Source organism: Roseobacter weihaiensis, from assembly GCF_020622345.1.
In the GTDB taxonomy this organism is placed as follows: Bacteria; Pseudomonadota; Alphaproteobacteria; order Rhodobacterales; family Rhodobacteraceae; genus Roseobacter; species Roseobacter weihaiensis.
Genome location: NZ_JACNMO010000018.1, coordinates 40,495 through 56,060, shown reverse-complemented (window position 1 = coordinate 56,060; position 15,566 = coordinate 40,495). Strand labels below are relative to the sequence as shown.

18 protein-coding genes are annotated in these 15,566 nt (G+C 59.4%); 3 read left to right on the top strand and 15 right to left on the bottom strand.

Going from position 1 to position 15,566, the window contains the following annotated elements; translation table 11 throughout:
• The first annotated feature begins 12 nt into the window (after nucleotides 1-12).
• The 3 genes from H7847_RS18150 to H7847_RS18140 are packed head-to-tail and all read left to right on the top strand — an operon-like array spanning nucleotide 13 to nucleotide 2,085.
• Nucleotides 13-924 (top strand): MBL fold metallo-hydrolase, encoded by a 912-nt coding sequence (locus tag H7847_RS18150; protein ID WP_227270894.1) that lies wholly within the window; start codon nucleotides 13-15, stop codon nucleotides 922-924.
• Between the two features lies 1 nt (nucleotide 925).
• The gene (locus H7847_RS18145) at nucleotides 926-1,864 is read left to right on the top strand and encodes an MBL fold metallo-hydrolase (RefSeq protein WP_227270893.1); all 939 of its coding nucleotides are present in this window, start codon (nucleotides 926-928) and stop codon (nucleotides 1,862-1,864) included.
• 26 nt (nucleotides 1,865-1,890) lie between these two features.
• The gene (locus H7847_RS18140; protein WP_227270892.1) at nucleotides 1,891-2,085 is read left to right on the top strand and encodes a YgaP family membrane protein; all 195 of its coding nucleotides are present in this window, start codon (nucleotides 1,891-1,893) and stop codon (nucleotides 2,083-2,085) included.
• Nucleotides 2,086-2,140: 55 nt separating this feature from the next.
• Here the strand turns inward: H7847_RS18140 and H7847_RS18135 are convergent, their stop codons facing one another.
• From H7847_RS18135 to H7847_RS18065, 15 genes are all read right to left on the bottom strand, one after another.
• Nucleotides 2,141-2,635, bottom strand: a complete 495-nt coding sequence (locus H7847_RS18135) for a ClbS/DfsB family four-helix bundle protein (RefSeq protein WP_227270891.1) — start codon at nucleotides 2,633-2,635, stop codon at nucleotides 2,141-2,143.
• Between the two features lie 78 nt (nucleotides 2,636-2,713).
• Nucleotides 2,714-3,778 carry a YeeE/YedE family protein gene (locus H7847_RS18130; protein WP_227270890.1) on the bottom strand — a complete coding sequence of 355 codons (1,065 nt, stop codon included), beginning with the start codon at nucleotides 3,776-3,778 and terminating at the stop codon, nucleotides 2,714-2,716.
• 56 nt (nucleotides 3,779-3,834) lie between these two features.
• Nucleotides 3,835-5,058: a 5-aminolevulinate synthase gene (hemA, locus tag H7847_RS18125; protein WP_227270889.1), complete on the bottom strand. Its 1,224-nt coding sequence runs from the start codon at nucleotides 5,056-5,058 to the stop codon at nucleotides 3,835-3,837.
• Entirely contained in the window at nucleotides 5,059-5,490 is a 432-nt protein-coding gene (locus H7847_RS18120; protein WP_227270888.1) for a DUF302 domain-containing protein, read from the bottom strand.
• An 82-nt stretch (nucleotides 5,491-5,572) separates the two neighbouring features.
• Entirely contained in the window at nucleotides 5,573-6,841 is a 1,269-nt protein-coding gene (locus H7847_RS18115; protein ID WP_227270887.1) for an NAD(P)/FAD-dependent oxidoreductase, read from the bottom strand.
• Between the two features lie 20 nt (nucleotides 6,842-6,861).
• Nucleotides 6,862-7,572: a c-type cytochrome gene (locus H7847_RS18110; RefSeq protein WP_227270886.1), complete on the bottom strand. Its 711-nt coding sequence runs from the start codon at nucleotides 7,570-7,572 to the stop codon at nucleotides 6,862-6,864.
• Nucleotides 7,569-8,585 (bottom strand): c-type cytochrome, encoded by a 1,017-nt coding sequence (locus H7847_RS18105; protein WP_227270885.1) that lies wholly within the window; start codon nucleotides 8,583-8,585, stop codon nucleotides 7,569-7,571. Before H7847_RS18105 ends, H7847_RS18110 begins: the two co-directional genes overlap by 4 nt.
• Nucleotides 8,569-9,837 carry a sulfite dehydrogenase gene (gene soxC / locus H7847_RS18100; protein ID WP_227270884.1) on the bottom strand — a complete coding sequence of 423 codons (1,269 nt, stop codon included), beginning with the start codon at nucleotides 9,835-9,837 and terminating at the stop codon, nucleotides 8,569-8,571. Before soxC ends, H7847_RS18105 begins: the two co-directional genes overlap by 17 nt.
• A gap of 23 nt (nucleotides 9,838-9,860) precedes the next feature.
• Nucleotides 9,861-11,558: a thiosulfohydrolase SoxB gene (gene soxB / locus H7847_RS18095; protein WP_227270883.1), complete on the bottom strand. Its 1,698-nt coding sequence runs from the start codon at nucleotides 11,556-11,558 to the stop codon at nucleotides 9,861-9,863.
• A gap of 98 nt (nucleotides 11,559-11,656) precedes the next feature.
• Complete coding sequence (gene soxA, locus H7847_RS18090) at nucleotides 11,657-12,511, bottom strand: sulfur oxidation c-type cytochrome SoxA (protein ID WP_406676020.1); 855 nt, start codon at nucleotides 12,509-12,511, stop codon at nucleotides 11,657-11,659.
• 23 nt (nucleotides 12,512-12,534) lie between these two features.
• Nucleotides 12,535-12,864, bottom strand: a complete 330-nt coding sequence (gene soxZ, locus H7847_RS18085; RefSeq protein WP_227270882.1) for a thiosulfate oxidation carrier complex protein SoxZ — start codon at nucleotides 12,862-12,864, stop codon at nucleotides 12,535-12,537.
• A gap of 21 nt (nucleotides 12,865-12,885) precedes the next feature.
• Nucleotides 12,886-13,302, bottom strand: a complete 417-nt coding sequence (gene soxY, locus H7847_RS18080; RefSeq protein WP_227270881.1) for a thiosulfate oxidation carrier protein SoxY — start codon at nucleotides 13,300-13,302, stop codon at nucleotides 12,886-12,888.
• Between the two features lie 41 nt (nucleotides 13,303-13,343).
• On the bottom strand, nucleotides 13,344-13,817 hold the full coding sequence (gene soxX / locus H7847_RS18075; RefSeq protein ID WP_227270880.1) for a sulfur oxidation c-type cytochrome SoxX: 474 nt from the start codon (nucleotides 13,815-13,817) through the stop codon (nucleotides 13,344-13,346).
• A gap of 107 nt (nucleotides 13,818-13,924) precedes the next feature.
• Nucleotides 13,925-14,503 carry a thioredoxin family protein gene (locus tag H7847_RS18070; RefSeq protein WP_227270879.1) on the bottom strand — a complete coding sequence of 193 codons (579 nt, stop codon included), beginning with the start codon at nucleotides 14,501-14,503 and terminating at the stop codon, nucleotides 13,925-13,927.
• 14 nt (nucleotides 14,504-14,517) lie between these two features.
• Nucleotides 14,518-15,255 carry a cytochrome c biogenesis CcdA family protein gene (locus H7847_RS18065; protein ID WP_227270878.1) on the bottom strand — a complete coding sequence of 246 codons (738 nt, stop codon included), beginning with the start codon at nucleotides 15,253-15,255 and terminating at the stop codon, nucleotides 14,518-14,520.
• Nucleotides 15,256-15,566: the final 311 nt, after the last annotated feature.

Below are 15,566 nucleotides of genomic sequence, written 5' to 3'. Positions count from 1 at the left end.
ATGGTGTGCAATATGGTGAACCGCAGAAACCTCCTGTGCGGCATGGGTGCCCTGCCCTTGCTGGGTGCCCGGTCGCTCTGGGCCGGCACCACGCACCAGCTGGGCCGCCACGAGATTTACAGCGTCAGCGACGGCAATCTCGTTCTGCCCGGGTCGCTGTTCTTTGACGGGCTACCAGAGGAGGAGCTCGGCTCCATCCTCGCCTCGGCCGGCGTTGCGCGCGATCAGGTGACACCGCCCTGCAATCTGACGCTGCTCAAACAGGAGGACAGGCTTGTCTTGTTTGATGCAGGGGCCGGACCCGCCTTCATGCCCAGCGCAGGGACGGTCCTCGACAGTCTCGGCACCTTGGGTATCGCAGCAGAAGACATCACACATGTCATTTTCACCCACGCCCATCCCGACCACCTTTGGGGCATTCTGGATGATTTTGATGAGCCTGTTTTCTATCAGGCGGAACACATGATTGCCGAAACCGAATGGAGGTATTGGACAGACCCCAACACCGTTGACAGTATTGGCGCGCAACGGGCGTCTTTTGCCGTCGGGGCTGCACGTCGGTTGCAGGCGGTGGCAGATCAGATGACATTTTTCAAAGATGGCGACGAGGTGCTTTCAGGCGTGAGGGCGCATCAGACACCGGGCCATACGCCCGGCCACACTTCCTTTGAGATCCGCGACGGGGGCCAGGCGCTCCTGGTCGGCGGGGACGCTATTGGCAATCATCACGTGGCCTTTGCCCGGCCCGACTGGGCCAGCGGCGCGGATCAGGACCCTGATCTGGGGGCGCAGACCCGGACCCGATTGCTCGACCAATTGGTGACAGATGACATCGCCCTGCTGGGCTTTCATTTGCCTGATGGCGGGCTGGGGCGCGTCGAACGCACCGACACGGCCTATCGTTTTATCCCGGAAGGAACGTAACATGCGCTGGTTGATCCCGCTTTTCCTCGCCACGGCAGCCCAGGCCAGCGAGGACATCGCTGATAAATACCCCGCCTCACTGCTCTACAACAAACCTGTGGAAGTGATACCCGGGGTCTATTCCGCCATTGGTGCAACAGCCCCTCCGACCTATGAAAACAGCGGTCACAACAACAACCTCAGCTTCATCGTCACCGGGGATGGCGTGGTGGTGGTCAACGGCGGGGCCGCCTATCGGCTGGCCAAAGCGCTGCATGATGAAATCAAGGCCGTGACCGATCAGCCGGTCAAACTGGTCTTCAACGAAAACGGTCAGGGGCATGCCGTGCTCGGCAACAACTACTGGGCTGAGCAGGGCGTTCCCATCATCGCGCATCGCGACGCCGCCCAAGAGGTCGCGGATTACGGCGGCTCGATCCTTGAAGGCATGAAACGTTACAACCGCGACAAGGCGGACGGCACGGTGCTGCAGGGACCCACAGAAACCTTTGACGACAGATACATCGTGGAGATGGGCCGCTTTCGCATCGAAGCGCTCTATCTGGGACCAGCCCACAGTCCTGGCGACATCGTGATCTGGTTGCCGCAGCAAAGTCTGGTGATCTCTGGCGATATGGCGTTTCATGAACGTATGCTGCCGATCTTTGAGCATACCTATACCGCAGACTGGCTGGAGACCTGGGACACTGAATTCGAAGCACTGGAGGCGACCTACGTGATCCCCGGTCATGGTCATCCAACAAACATGGCGCAGGTTCGGCGCTATACGAGAGACTACCTGGAATATCTCCGCACAAAGATTGCGGAACATCTGGAAAACGGCGGCGATCTTGCGGAGGCCTATTATGTCGATCAATCGCCTTACGCCCATCTGGATACCTTCGAAGAGCTGGCCACAAGAAACGCGGGCCGTGTCTTTGAGCAGATGGAATTCGAATAGACGCGCACATCAAAAGGACCGTGACAATGCAATTCACAACAAACATGGGATCTGTTGACAGAGTCCTCAGATTGGTTCTGGGGGCGCTGCTGGTGATACTCGCGCTGACCGGTACAATTGAAGCCTGGGGCTGGCTGGGCCTGATCTTTATCGGCACCGCGTTTATAAAGTTCTGCCCGATCTACAAGATCCTTGGCATGAAAACCTGCACGGATTGCTGAGCGCTCGCGCGCTGTTTGCTTTGGCTTCAGGCAACAGGCCGCCTTGTCACCTTCTCTAGGTCTTGGCCTTGATCCGCGCGCGGATGTACTTGGAGGCTGAGCGAAAATGGCTGGGGCCTGCAGCCTCGGCCCATCTGCCGGGCGTCCATTCGTTGTTCGCCCCCTTCATCGACCCGCCATAAAGCGCCGCATCAGACTGCCCCTCGATGAAGGCAACAAGCTTTTCATGGCCCTCCTTCAACAGGATCACGGCATCCGCCCAGTCGAGCCCCTCTTGTGCCTGTCGCAGGTTGGCATTGTAGCGCTTGAGCTCATTCCACTTGTAGCCTTCGGCAGGGAAATACACCGGCTTTCCCGCCTGCCCATCCGCGTACCAGCCCAGAAAGAGATCAATCCAGTGGGCGCGATGGGCAACCACGTCTTTGATCGAGGTCTCTTCTTCGTCCTTGTCAAGCGCCACCTCTGGGTCCAGCATGCCAATCAGCTTTTCCAGCTTCGCATATTCTTTCCTCGTAATGCTCAGCAGCTCTGTCTTGCTTGTTGCAGCCATCTTTTTACACTCCGATTGAGGGGCCTTCGCGCAGGGTAGATTTGAAAAAACGATCCATCAGCGATGCACGCTGCCCTGTCAGATCGGGCGTCCGGCCAGATGGCCCGCCCTCATCAGACGGTGCGTTGCCATGGCGCCGATCCACATGCAAAAGACCGCAACCCAGGCGGTGATCGCAAAAATCGAGCCCCCCGACATTCCTGCCCCAACCGCACAGCCGCCTGCAAGCATGCTGCCAAATCCCATGAGAACAGCCCCCACCAGATACCGTTCCATCGGTGTGTCCGGGCCGAAACGTTCAATGCGGGCTTCTCCCGCCGCCAAACCCATCACGCCAGAGCCCACAAACACCCCCGGCACAAGGCCGACACCAAAGCTGAGCGGCAGTTCGGACGCGTTGACCAGCCCCATGAGCGTATCGGTTGACGGACCTGTGAATGTCACAGAAGAGACCGGCACGACCTCAAAGGATGTCTGGGCGATCATATAGGTCAGCACCCATCCCAGAGCGACAGCACCACCCACGGTTGCCGCGCCCAATATACGGGTGACCTGCAACTGCGATCGGCGCGCCAGCACCACCGCAAAGACAAGCACAACCCCGGCGGCCAGGGCGGCTGTCCGGGCGTTCAGACCCAGTTGCATGAGCAGATTTCTGGCCTCGCCCCCTGGCACCAGCCAAAGCTGTGACAAGGCTTCCCGCGCAGGTGACAAAGCACCGCGCAACGAGGCCTGCGCCACCAGTGTGAGCACGAGGCCGGTCAGGATCGCCCGCAGGTTCCCGGTCGCTGACAAAACCAACAGCCGACTTGCACAGCCCCTGGCAAGGATCATGCCCGCGCCAAACATCAGCCCTCCGATCACTGCCCCTGAAAGGCTACCGGTTGCCGCCAGCTGACGCGCCTCGGAGACATCAAGGACCCCAGAGGCGATGGCAGCCTGCACGCAGAGGGCAGCTGCTGAAAATGCAATCAGCCAGATCGCCAGCCGTGACCCGCTGTGCCCTTCTGACAACTCCACCGTTGCGGCACGCAGGCAGAATCGCGAATGCTGGGCCGCAGCGCCAAAGATGAAACCGACCAGTGCGCCCGCCATCATCAGCACCGCGCCATCGCCGAACCGGTCCAACAGTCCTTCCAGCATCTTGCGTCCCTTTCGCTCGAAAAAGACCTCGGCCTATGGCACGAAAGACTGCAGTGCTATTGCGCGGCCATCGGCATCCGCGCCAGTTCACACTGCGCCCAGAGATCTCCCAAGACCCCGATCAGCCGGTCGATATCCTCAGCACTATGCACCGGCGACGGTGTAATGCGCAGCCGCTCCGTCCCCTTGGGCACCGTCGGATAGTTGATGGGCTGGATGTAAATCCCATGGTCCCGCATCAGCAGGTCAGAGATGTATTTGCATTTCACCGGACAGCCCACCATCACAGGGATGATATGGCTCGGGTTCGGCTCATGCGGAATGCCCAGCAGATCAAGGCGCGCGCGGACCTCTGCGACACGCTGCTGGTGGGCCTCGCGCTCGGCGGAGGATGCCTTGAGATGCCGAACCGACGCCGCAGCCCCGGCAGCGACCGCCGGCGGCAGGGCCGTGGTAAAGATAAAGCCACTGGCGAAACTGCGCACGAAATCGCAAAGGTCGGCAGAGGCCGCGATGTACCCGCCCACGACACCGAAGGCTTTGCCAAGCGTGCCTTCAATCACCGTCAGCCGGTCCATCAGCCCTTCGCGTTCGGCAATGCCGCCCCCCCGCGGACCGTAAAGACCGACGGCATGGACCTCATCAAGATAGGTCATCGCATTATAGCGATCCGCCAGATCGCAAATCTCCTTGATCGGGGCGATGTCGCCATCCATCGAGTATACGCTCTCAAAGGCGATCAGCTTGGGCCGGTCCAGCGGCTGCGCGGCCAGCTTGGCCTCCAGATCAATGAGATCATTGTGATTCCAGATCATCCGCTCCGCCTTGGAATGGCGAATGCCCTCGATCATGGAGGCGTGGTTCAACGCATCCGACAACACAAGACAATTGGGGATACGCCCTGCCAATGTCCCCAAAGCGGCCCAGTTCGACACATATCCGGATGTAAAGAGAAGGGCGTCTTCCTTGCCATGCAGATCGGCCAGTTCCGCCTCCAGCAACACATGGTCATGCGTGGTGCCCGAGATATTGCGGGTACCGCCTGCCCCCGCACCGCAGCGGTCAAGCGCGTCATGCATCGCACCGATCACCGCCTCATGCTGCCCCATCCCGAGATAGTCGTTGGAGCACCAGATGGTCACCGGTTTCTGCGTCTCTTCTGCATGGTGGCTGGCCTGCGGGAAAGACCCGCAGCGCCGCTCAAGTTCCGCAAAAGTGCGATAGTTGCCCTCTTCCTTCAGCGTGTTCAGGCTTTGGGCAAAGTAGTCGTTGTAGTTCATCTATTCCATCGCCTCTTGCACGATCTCTGCGAGCAGGTTTTCCACTTTTTTCATTTCTCCTTCCGGATATTCGCGGTAGCCGATCATGACCTCACCGTCACGCTCGGCAACAAACACGCCGTAAGGACAATATGCGATGTTCATCGGATCGATCTCCATGACTTCACGCGACAGCTGTGCCGAGCAAAACAGAAAGATGTCTGCCTCGGCAAAAAGCGCCACATCGCTGCCAACATCCGCAGCCGTACGGTTGAGCATCTCGCCCGTATGGCTGACGTAATCGATCACCAGACCCCGCCCGACAATCGCGCTTTCCACCGCAAAAGCCGCATCTTCAAAACTGCCCTCAAAGGGATAGATCACGGCCTGCTCGGCAGCCTGACTGGCACCTGCCATGACACCCAACAGACCCGCAAGAAACAGTCTTTTCATCTCTCATCCTCCCGGCATTAAAAGCCAGTTGACCACGACAAATGCGCTCCGGCTTTGATCCAAATCACACCGGAGCACTTTTTCATGAGAACATATCGGCAACAATGCCGGCATACCAACCTTCGGATTCCTCGTAAGTCGCCCGACGCACGTCGCTGGTCTCGCCCACCTCCGAGATGAAGCCATCCACCTTGGCGATCTTCTCCTCGGTTGCCTCGTAGGTCGCCCCGACTTTGACGCCGTTATTCGCATCAATCAGCGACCAGCAGGTATTGGAGAATTTCGCCGGAAAAACGCGGGACTCCGTCAACGCACCGCGCACCGCATTGGCACAGACCTTGGCCTGGGAATTCGCGGAAAAGCCCGATTTGGGCATGTCGCCCTGCTGTGCCGCATCGCCCAAGACATAGACATCCGGGTCCGCTTTTGCCGACATGTCAGCCGCATTGACCGGGGCCCAGTTTCCCTCCGTGACACCGGCCATCTCGGCGATCCGCCCGGCCTTCATCGCGGGGATCACATTGCAGGCATGGACCTCGGTTTCCTCCCCGTCTATCGTGACAGTCATTGCCGCGGGATCAACAGAGACCTCGCCGCCGCCAAAGTCCTCGCCAACCCAGTCGATCATGCCCGGGTAGTGGTTTGCCCACCCTTCCTCGAACAGGGACTGCTTGGAGAACTTGCCCTTGGGATCGGCCACGATGATCTTGGCCGTCGGGTTTGCGGCCTTCAGCCTATGCGCGATCATAGACACCCGTTCATAGGGGCCTGGCGGGCAGCGATAGGGGTTGGGCGGGGCCACCATGGCAAACACCCCGCCTTCGGGCATTGCATCCACCTGCGCGCGCAGCAGTTCGGTTTGCGAGCCGCCCTTGTAGGCATGCGGCATGGCGTTCTGGGCGGCCAGCGACCAACCGCCGACCGCACCGTCCACAAAATCAATGCCGGGGCTGAGGATCAGCTTATCGTAGGGCAGTGACGCGCCTCCTGCCAGGGTGACGGTCTTGCCGTCGCGGTCCACATCCACGGCCCAGTCATGCACGACGTTGATGCCGTATTTGGCCGCCAGCGTGCCGTAGGTGTGACCCAGATCGTCGATCTCCTTGAAGCCGCCAAGATAGAGGTTTGAGAAAAAGCAGGTGAAATAGCTGCGCGACGGCTCAACCAACGTGACATCGAGCGCGCCCTCGCTGTCCTTCGTGAGGTACCGTGCAGCAGTGGCACCCCCCGCGCCCCCGCCGATGACCACAACGCGCGGTTTTCCATGTCCTTGCGCCAAAAGTGCAGGTGCTTTCAAAGAAGCGGCGGCTGCCACCCCTGAGCCTAAAAAAATACGTCTGTTCAGTTTCATTTTTTCCTCCCAGAAAATCCTCATTCGTCGAGGGTTTTGAAATACGCAGCAAGCGCCGCGATCTCTTCGTTGTTCAAACGACCCGCCATCATCTGCATGACCGGATGCGGGCGCAGCTTGTTCTTATAGGCGTGCATGGCGACCACAAAATCCTCCTCTGGCCAGCGGGTGATCGACGGAATGCCGCGCGCTGATCCATCAGACTGATGGCAGGTCAGGCACTCGTTCGACAGATAGGCACCATACTCGGGATCGCCCTGTATCGCCAGAATGGTGGGGTCAAGGTCGTGGTCCGTGCCACGCGCTGTTGGCTCTGCTTCGGGCAGGTCGCGTGGATTGTCCGAGAAATCCCGCAGGTAGGCCAGCACATCCGCCCGGTCCTGCGGATCTTTCAGCCCGCGAAAGCTCATGCGGGTTTTCGAGACCAATGCACGAGGGTTTTCAAGATAGGCATCCAGCGTCTTTGCCGTCCAGATCAGCCCGTCCGCCCCGGCCCGCTCCATCGAGGCGGAATAGTCGAAGGTATCATGTGCTGCTGCTTTGCGCCCGAACACCCCGTTGAGATGCGGGCCGATCCGATCCTGAGCATCAGGACCGATCTGGTGGCAGCCCTTGCACTGGCTGAAGACTTTGGCACCTGCCTCCGGGTCTCCGATCTGCTCGGCGCTCACGGGACCGGCCAAAAGCCAGGTTGCGGTGGTCAGAACACTGAACACCCACCGCAGCTTCATTGCGCAAAGGAGGCGAGATAGGCATGAATTGCGGCCAGATCTTCTTCTTTCCTCAGACCCGCAAAGCTCATCTTGGTGCCTTTCATAAAGGTTTTCGGCTTGGCCAGGAACGCGTTCAACGAGGCTTCATCCCAGACCAGCCCCGCGTCAGCCATGGCCATCAGCGGCTTGGAATAGCGGAACCCCTCAACCGCGCCGGCGGGACTGCCGACAATACCCGTGAGTATCGGCCCGGTGCGGTTCTTGGCCCCCTCACCAATCTGATGGCAGGCCTTGCACTTGCGAAACACCTTTTCGCCCTGTTCGACAAGTGCAGGGTCAAGGTCTGCAACCTCGACCACCTCTTCCGGTGCCGCCTCCGGCTCGGCGACGGCCTGTGTCACGGTGCCTTCTTCTTGGGGCGTGACATCCAGCACCAGCGCACGCATCGTCACTTCGACCGTATCTTTGCAGTCTGTCATGCAGGGCTCACCGACCCACTGGGAAAACTCGGTTTCCTTACGATCATCGACAATGAACCCATCGGCATTCGGCATCTCGAAACTGGCCAGGTTTTCGTCAGACAGGACAAAATCCTCATCCACCAGATCGTTGGAATAAAGGATGTAGGCGACAATCGCATAGACATCATCCGGCTCAAGCGTTTGTGCGGCGCCAAAGGGCATCGAGCGGTTCACGTAGTCCCATGTGGTCGACAGATGCGGCCAGTAGCTGCCCACTGTCTTGAGCGGATCGTCGTCCGCCAGCGTATCCCAACCGCCTGCCAGCTTCGGCCAGTTGTCGACACCTTCTGCAAAATCGCCATGGCAGGCCGCACATTGGTCTGCAAAGACCTCTTCGCCCGTCAGCACATCCCCGGAGCCGGGCGGCAACCCCGTCCCGTCCGGGCTGACATCAAGATCCCAGGCGGCAATCTCTTCGGGCAGAGCCGCGCGCCCGAGCCCGTATCCTTCGGAAAAGGCGGGAGCCGCGATCAGGCAAAGCGCCCCACTCAGCTTAAGAAACTTCGACATTTTCCGCCTCCCCGTCCGGGCGCACCCACCAGGTCTGGATGCAGTTGTTGTGATAGATCGAGTTCAGCCCGCGCACCTCGCGCAGTTGCGCCTTGGTGGGTTGCACATATCCGGTTTCATCCATCGCGCGGGATTGCAGAAACATCTCTTCCCCGTTCCAGTCGGTGTCGAGGTAAAAGCGGGTCAGCGCCATCTTTTCACCGGGCTTGGCAAGCCGCGCAGTCTCCCAGGTCTTGCCGCCATCCTTGGACACGTCGACGCGTGTCACGGCCCCCCGACCGGACCACGCAAGCCCGCTGATCACCAGCGGGCCGGAGCCATGGGTGATCGGGGCTTGCGGGCTCGGGGAGGTCACAACCGATTTGGCGTCCATCGCCCAGGTCCATTTGCGCGACGTTCCATCCGCCAGCGTATCGGTATATTTGCTGGTTTCTTCGCGGCTTTCCACAGGGCCGTCCGTGACCTCGACCCGGCGCAGCCATTTGACCCACATATTGCCTTCCCAGCCCGGCACGACGAGCCGGACCGGATAGCCATGCTCCTTGCGCAGGGCTTCGCCGTTGGCCTTGAACGCCACCAGCACGTCATCAAGCGCCTTCTCCATCGGGATCGAGCGGCCATTGGAGGAGGCATCGGCCCCTTCCACATAGACCCATTTGTCTGCCAGATCACCGGCGGCCCCCAACCCGGCCTCTTCGAGGATCGTGCGCAGCGGCACGCCGGTGTATTCCATGTTGTGGATCATACCATGGGTAAACTGCGCGCCATTGAGTTGGGCACCGGCCCACTCCATCCCGGTATTGGCGGCACATTCGCAAAAATACACATGGTTCTCGCGCGGGAACCGCTCCAGATCGGCATAGCTGAAAATCAGCGGGGTATCCACCAGGCCATTGATCATCAAACGATAATCCTGCTTGCTCAGCTCAATTGCACCGGAATGGTGACGCTCGAACGCGCAGCCTTGCGGCGTGATGGTGCCGTCCAGTGCGTGAATTGGCGTGAAGTTGATGGAACTGATGGTGTCCGCGGTCAACCATTCGACATTGCGGCGGATGACATCGCTTTCAAATTCGATCGGCAAACCATACGGGGTCGCATCGACACCTTCCCCCAAGCCGCTGGCCCAGTCCTGCACCTCGGTGATCAGCGGATCGGGCGTGTCGGCCTGCGATGCACCGGCTACAAGCGCCGTGCTTGCCGCAGCCCCGCGCAGAAATCCGCGACGGGAGGTTTTGAAGTTCTCGGACATGGATGCCGCCTCCTTTCTCTGGTTCATGCGCCGACCACGGCGACGCTGTTGTTGGGCTGGACGGTGACCGTACCCTGCTTGCGGATGTGACTTTCGACGACATCCCAGATCTGGGGGCCTTCGGTGTCCTCGTTGACCGAGGCCCAGCCCGCCACCTGATAGGGTCTGGCCGGGTCGATCTTTTCGCCCGTGGCAAGCAAGGTCATTTCAGAGATACGGCTGCCCTGCGGCTGTGTCACATCAATGCGGTAGCCAAGCCCGCCGGTACGCACCATATCGCCGCCCTGCTGGTAATAGGGGTCGGGGTTAAAGAGGTTGTCGGCCACGTCTTCCATGACCACATGCAGGAACTCTCCCGTCATCTCCGTGCGGTAGGCCGCGCCATAGGTCATGGAGGTTACGTTCCAGATATCTTCGCGCGTGATGTCCTGCCCCGGCAGCAGGCTTGGCCCCCAGCGCACGCCCGGGCTGAGCGCGATGTCTGCCTCGCGCTCAGACAGCAGGGCATCGCAGATCAGATCGTCCCAGGTGCCGTTGAAGTTACCGCGCCGGTAGAGCAGCGAGGCCGTCTGGCCAATCACCTCCCCCATCGCCTCCTCGTAAGGCGCGCGCACGGTATCGATGAGCTGCGCCACCTCCGGGTCGGGCGTGATCACATCCGAGAAGATCGGGATCAGCTTGTGCCGAAACCCCATCATGCGCCCGTCGCGCACATCCAGATCGACGCGGCTGACGAACTTGCCGTTGCTGCCCGAGGCCACGATCACGGTTTCGCCCACCAGCACGGGTTCGGGCAGCGCGTCATGGGTGTGACCCGATAGGATCACGTCAATGCCGGAGACCACACCGGCCATTTTCTTGTCAACGTCAAAGCCGTTGTGGCTCAGCACCACGACCAGTTCGGCTCCCATGCCGCGCACCTCGTCCACGACCTCCTGCATATGCTCGTCGCGGATACCAAAGGCGTATTCGGGGAACATCCAGCCGGGGTTGGCAATCGGCATGTAAGGGAACGCCTGCCCGATCACGGCGATCTTGACCCCACCGCGCTCAAAGAACTTGTAGGGCGGGAAAAGCTCCGCAGGCTCGTCCCATTCTGCGTCAAAGATGTTCTGGCCCAGGGCGGCAAAAGGCAGGCTTTCAACCAGTTCGTTGACCCGGTCCGATCCCAGCGTGAATTCCCAGTGAAAGGTCATCGCATCGGGTTTCAGCGCATTCATCACCTCGACCATATCCTGGCCTTGCGTGTGATAGCAGGTGTAGCTGCCGTGCCAGGTATCCCCGCCGTCAAGCAGCAGCGCATCGGGGCGGTCGGCGCGGATCTGGTTGATAACGGTCGCCATCCGGTCCAGCCCCCCCACCTTTCCATACCCCCGCGCCAGCGCCTCGAAATCATCAGCGCTCAGGGCGTAATGCGACGGTGATCCATCCTCGATCCCGTACATGCGGCGGAACTCTGCGCCGGTGATATGCGGCACGGCTCCCCGGTTTTCGCCCACCCCGATGTTGATCGAGGGTTCGCGGAAATAGATCGGCTTGAGTTGCGCGTGAATGTCCGTCACGTGAATAAGCGAGACGTTTCCGTAGGTGTCGAACTGCAAAAGCTGATCCTGCGTCAGGCTCTGCTGGGCGGCAAGGCGCGCCCACCTGCCGAAACCGGAGGCTCCCAAAAGGGCGCTCGCCGCCATGCTGCTCTGCAAAAAATCGCGCCGGGAGATCATATGGGCCTCATTCCTTACCGAAGATACATGCGAGTATATGAATGTGATTGCTTAGAGAAAACCCCGCAGGGGACGCACCGATGCGGGGTTTTCAACTTTCAGTTTCGGACCGACGGCCCTTCGACGCTGAGGCCGTTCCCGCGCGATGCTACGTAAAGCTCCAGAGCCACGAACGCGTCGCTGCCAGGGGCGTAGGTCTCGGCACGGGTATCCCGAATACAGCCCTTGAAGCGGTCATGCGCAGAATTCAGCCTGGTGTTTTTCAACCGGTAAACCGGAAAGCCGTTGATCTGGCCCTGGCTGAGGTGATCCGCCCGGATCATATTGCCGTAGTTGTCCTCGTGGCAATTCGAGCAGGAAAGCTCCAACTGGCCGGTGCGGGTATAGTAGAGTTCCTTGCCCTTTTCCCAGGTGGACTGGGCCGGGCCGTCGATGGCCACATTGACAGGCATCCCGCGCGACACGGACGAGATCAGCGCGGTCATATTGACCATGTCGCCGCCGGTGTACTTCCAGGGCTCTGCGCCCATCTGGTTTTCCCGGCAGTCGTTGATCTGCATCTCCAGCGTGCGCACCTCACCCGCGGCCTCGTTCCACTTTGGATAGACCGGGCGCACACCCGCCATAGTCTCAGATCCTTCGTGACAGCTTGCACAGGATTTTCCTTCTGTCCCGTCTGCCGTGTTCCAGACCTCCTCCGCCTGTTCCACAAAGATCATACCGGGGTTGTCGAAGTCATCCGTCTGCATCGCGCGGGTCTCGGTGCCGCGAAAATGCCAGCCCGAGATGATCTCGCTCAACACCCCTTCCAGATGGGCGGGGGCTGTTGTCCGCGTCACTAATGTCTGCTCTTCATTCAAAACCAGCGTATCATCGACCGGTTCAGCAAAGCCTGCGCCTGTGGACATGGCGAGTGCCGCCACACCACAAAGCGCTTTCCGTGTAAAAGTCATTCTATCCCTCCCTGACGCCAGCTTCAGCCGATCGCAATTTTCTTGCTTGTCTCGTAGACTGAGCCGTCATCGTCATACCAGGTAAAGGTGAATTCACCGGCCTCCGGCACCAGTGCCTCGAACTCGAAGAATGGGTTGGTCGAAATCGCGGGCTCCAGTTTGACATCCACCACATTCTGACCGTTGAAATCGCAGGTGAAGCGGTTGATGATCGACCGCGGGATCGTATTGCCGTCGTCATCTTTGCGCTGACCGGATTCCATCTTGTGGCTGATCAGGGTCTTTAGCGTGACCGCAGATCCTGCTGCCGCCGTCTTGGGGACCTTCACGCGGGGTTTTACGCCTTTTGCCATGTCTCTCTCTCCTTAAATCCCTTAGCCGCCGCAGCCGCCGATTGTCACCTTGACCGTGCTTGTTGCTTTGGCGAACGATCCGTCTTCCAGCTTGGCAATCGCCACAACATCCTGAGTGCCTGCCAGGCGGATGCGTGTGGAGGCCGCATGAGATGCCGCCAGCGCGCCAAATCCAAATGTCGCAACACTGGGGGTTGGATTGCCAAGCGCCAGTACCATGATCTCGGACGCGCCGGGCGATGACACCTCAATCGGGACCGTGTTGCCGTTCTCGGCAATCTCGGGCGCGGTGAGCGTCACGCCTGTATCTGCCATCTCAGCGCCCCCGGTAAAGGCCGTGATCGCTTCGATATCTGCTGTCGTTGCCCGCAGTGGCAGGCCAAAAGCGACAAGCGCTCCCGCGCCCATAAACATCGCGTTGCGTCGTGTTACATCCATTGTCCAATCTCCTGAACGTTGCGTTCCTGCCCGCAGGCAATCTATTCCTTGAGGGTCACCAGATAGGCCACCACATCTTCGATCTGTTGCGCCGTCAGCAAGGGCCCGAAACTGTCATCGGCCGCCTCGCCTGTGTAAGCGTTGCCGGGCCGGATAAAACCTTCGGTTTTGTAAAAGGACGGCATCATGCTGTCTTCAAACATGATCTTGGCGTTGGCGATGATCCCGCGCAGTTCCGCTTCGGTCCAGCGGTCTCCGGCCCCGTCAAGCATCGGCCCGATCTCGCCGTGAAACGGCACATCCGCCAGATCGGTCACCGCGTGGCAGGCCACACAATTTCCGAGGCTCTTGTCGCCCACAATCTCGCGTCCGGCTGCCGGATCACCCGATGTTCCTGTCAGGGATTGTGCGATCGCACCATCCTCGTACTTCACCTCTGTCGGCGACACCTCCCCGGCACTCACTCCCATCGTCAAAACGGCATAAACCGCTCCTGCAAAAAGACAACGTCTCATGCATCCTCCCAACACTTCTGTTCCCTTCGCATACCATAGGACACAACTTCGTGAGCTGACAATAAATAAATTCATAAATATGAATTTGAATGGCGTTGCGGCAGGCTTCAGTCGGCTGATCCGTCGGCCCGTTCCTGGATCATACGTGCGTGGTAGCGCTGAAAATCTTCTTCATTTTCAATCATATAACGCTTTTCATTGACCCAGGTGAACATGTCCAACGTTGTCCCGCCGCCAAAAGCCCCCGGCATCACTGCCACAGCGGCCTGCTGGGCGGTTTGACCCTCCGGCACCTCTTCGGGCAAGAACAGAATCGTTGGCGTGAAGAGCACGCTCCACTTTCGCGCAGCATTCTTTTCGGTCAGCACGTCACCATCAAAATCCACAATCTCAAGATCGCCATAAAGGTTGACCTGCACCACAAAGAAGTTTTCGCGGATGTAGCTGTCGATGACCGGTTGAGAGAACACTTCCTTGTGCATCTTCGTGCAGTAGATACAGCCGCGCTGCTCGAACATCACCACAAGGCGTTTGCCCTCGGCATTGGCCTCCGCAAGATCTTCGCGCAGGTCTTTGAACGTATCCCGCATCCAGTCTGTTTTATGCAGCCCGTCGTCCCCCAGCTCGGCTGCAAAGACCGGGATCGCCAGCATCAGGGCCACCAGCCCCGCCAAAAGATGTTTCATATCTTGTCCTCCCTCTAAATCGTTTGAAACACCGGAAAGGCCTCCAGCATCCATTGCGCAATATAATTGACGCTGTCGGTCACAATCAGGACGGCAAAGACCAGCATGAGCGCGCCCATCGCTTTCTCAACCTTCGGCAAATGCCGCCGAAACCGGGAAACAAACCGCAGAAACGGGCCGATGAACAGCGACGCTACGACAAAAGGCGCGGTCATGGCGACGCCGAAGACCAGCAGCAACATCAGGCCGCGGGCCGCTGTCGCTTCGGTGCTGGCGGTAAAGACCACCGCCGTGAGCACGCCCCCCACGCAGGGCGTCCAGCCCGCGGCAAAGGCCAGCCCGACGAGATATGCGCCCAGAACAGACATGTTCCGGGTCTCGCCTGCTTCGACCTGAAACACCCGGTTCAGAAACCCGATGCGGATCACCCCTAGAAAGTGCAGCCCCATCACAAAAACCACAAGTGCCGCGAAAATCCGAAACTCCGTCTGCGCTACACGGAAGCTCTGGCTCAAGCCATATGCCGCCGCCCCCAGAAGGACAAAAACGGTAATGATGCCCAGGGAAAACATCACCGATGCCAGAAAGGCGCGTCTGCGCACCCCCGGCGCCAGCGTGCCTTCAGCGCTGATTTCGGACATCGATGCGCCAGCCATGTAACTCAGATAAAAGGGCACGATTGGCAGCACGCAAGGTGAAAAGAACACAATCAGCCCCCCCGCTAAGGCGCTTAGTATCGTGACGTCCAACATGGCGCACCGCCCTTGCGTCTAGGTCATTTATACATTCACGTTATTATATATGTAAGCACTCCGTCAATTACGGCATGACAAAAACACCCCACATACGCCGCAGGGTCGGGTGCTGGGCAAACCTGATATCACCCGCCCAGATACCGCAGGCCACCAGAAAACTGGCAGAGAACACTTCTTTGGTCACCACATGTTTTTTCCGGCTTCTATCGCGCCGGGTCTTGAAATCGTTGCGAAATGCGGCGGGCCCCCAGGATATCGTAATATTGGCGAAAGGCTCGGTCTTTACGCAGCACGGGAACATCAAAGGA

Coding starts and splice junctions, on each gene's coding strand:
- H7847_RS18150 (WP_227270894.1), top strand. CDS start 13: ATGGTGAACCGCAGAAACCTCCTGTGCGGCATGGGTGCCCTGCCCTTG.
- H7847_RS18145 (WP_227270893.1), top strand. CDS start 926: ATGCGCTGGTTGATCCCGCTTTTCCTCGCCACGGCAGCCCAGGCCAGC.
- H7847_RS18140 (WP_227270892.1), top strand. CDS start 1,891: ATGCAATTCACAACAAACATGGGATCTGTTGACAGAGTCCTCAGATTG.
- H7847_RS18135 (WP_227270891.1), bottom strand. CDS start 2,635: ATGGCTGCAACAAGCAAGACAGAGCTGCTGAGCATTACGAGGAAAGAA.
- H7847_RS18130 (WP_227270890.1), bottom strand. CDS start 3,778: ATGCTGGAAGGACTGTTGGACCGGTTCGGCGATGGCGCGGTGCTGATG.
- hemA (WP_227270889.1), bottom strand. CDS start 5,058: ATGAACTACAACGACTACTTTGCCCAAAGCCTGAACACGCTGAAGGAA.
- H7847_RS18120 (WP_227270888.1), bottom strand. CDS start 5,490: ATGAAAAGACTGTTTCTTGCGGGTCTGTTGGGTGTCATGGCAGGTGCC.
- H7847_RS18115 (WP_227270887.1), bottom strand. CDS start 6,841: ATGAAACTGAACAGACGTATTTTTTTAGGCTCAGGGGTGGCAGCCGCC.
- H7847_RS18110 (WP_227270886.1), bottom strand. CDS start 7,572: ATGAAGCTGCGGTGGGTGTTCAGTGTTCTGACCACCGCAACCTGGCTT.
- H7847_RS18105 (WP_227270885.1), bottom strand. CDS start 8,585: ATGTCGAAGTTTCTTAAGCTGAGTGGGGCGCTTTGCCTGATCGCGGCT.
- soxC (WP_227270884.1), bottom strand. CDS start 9,837: ATGTCCGAGAACTTCAAAACCTCCCGTCGCGGATTTCTGCGCGGGGCT.
- soxB (WP_227270883.1), bottom strand. CDS start 11,558: ATGATCTCCCGGCGCGATTTTTTGCAGAGCAGCATGGCGGCGAGCGCC.
- soxA (WP_406676020.1), bottom strand. CDS start 12,511: ATGACTTTTACACGGAAAGCGCTTTGTGGTGTGGCGGCACTCGCCATG.
- soxZ (WP_227270882.1), bottom strand. CDS start 12,864: ATGGCAAAAGGCGTAAAACCCCGCGTGAAGGTCCCCAAGACGGCGGCA.
- soxY (WP_227270881.1), bottom strand. CDS start 13,302: ATGGATGTAACACGACGCAACGCGATGTTTATGGGCGCGGGAGCGCTT.
- soxX (WP_227270880.1), bottom strand. CDS start 13,817: ATGAGACGTTGTCTTTTTGCAGGAGCGGTTTATGCCGTTTTGACGATG.
- H7847_RS18070 (WP_227270879.1), bottom strand. CDS start 14,503: ATGAAACATCTTTTGGCGGGGCTGGTGGCCCTGATGCTGGCGATCCCG.
- H7847_RS18065 (WP_227270878.1), bottom strand. CDS start 15,255: ATGTTGGACGTCACGATACTAAGCGCCTTAGCGGGGGGGCTGATTGTG.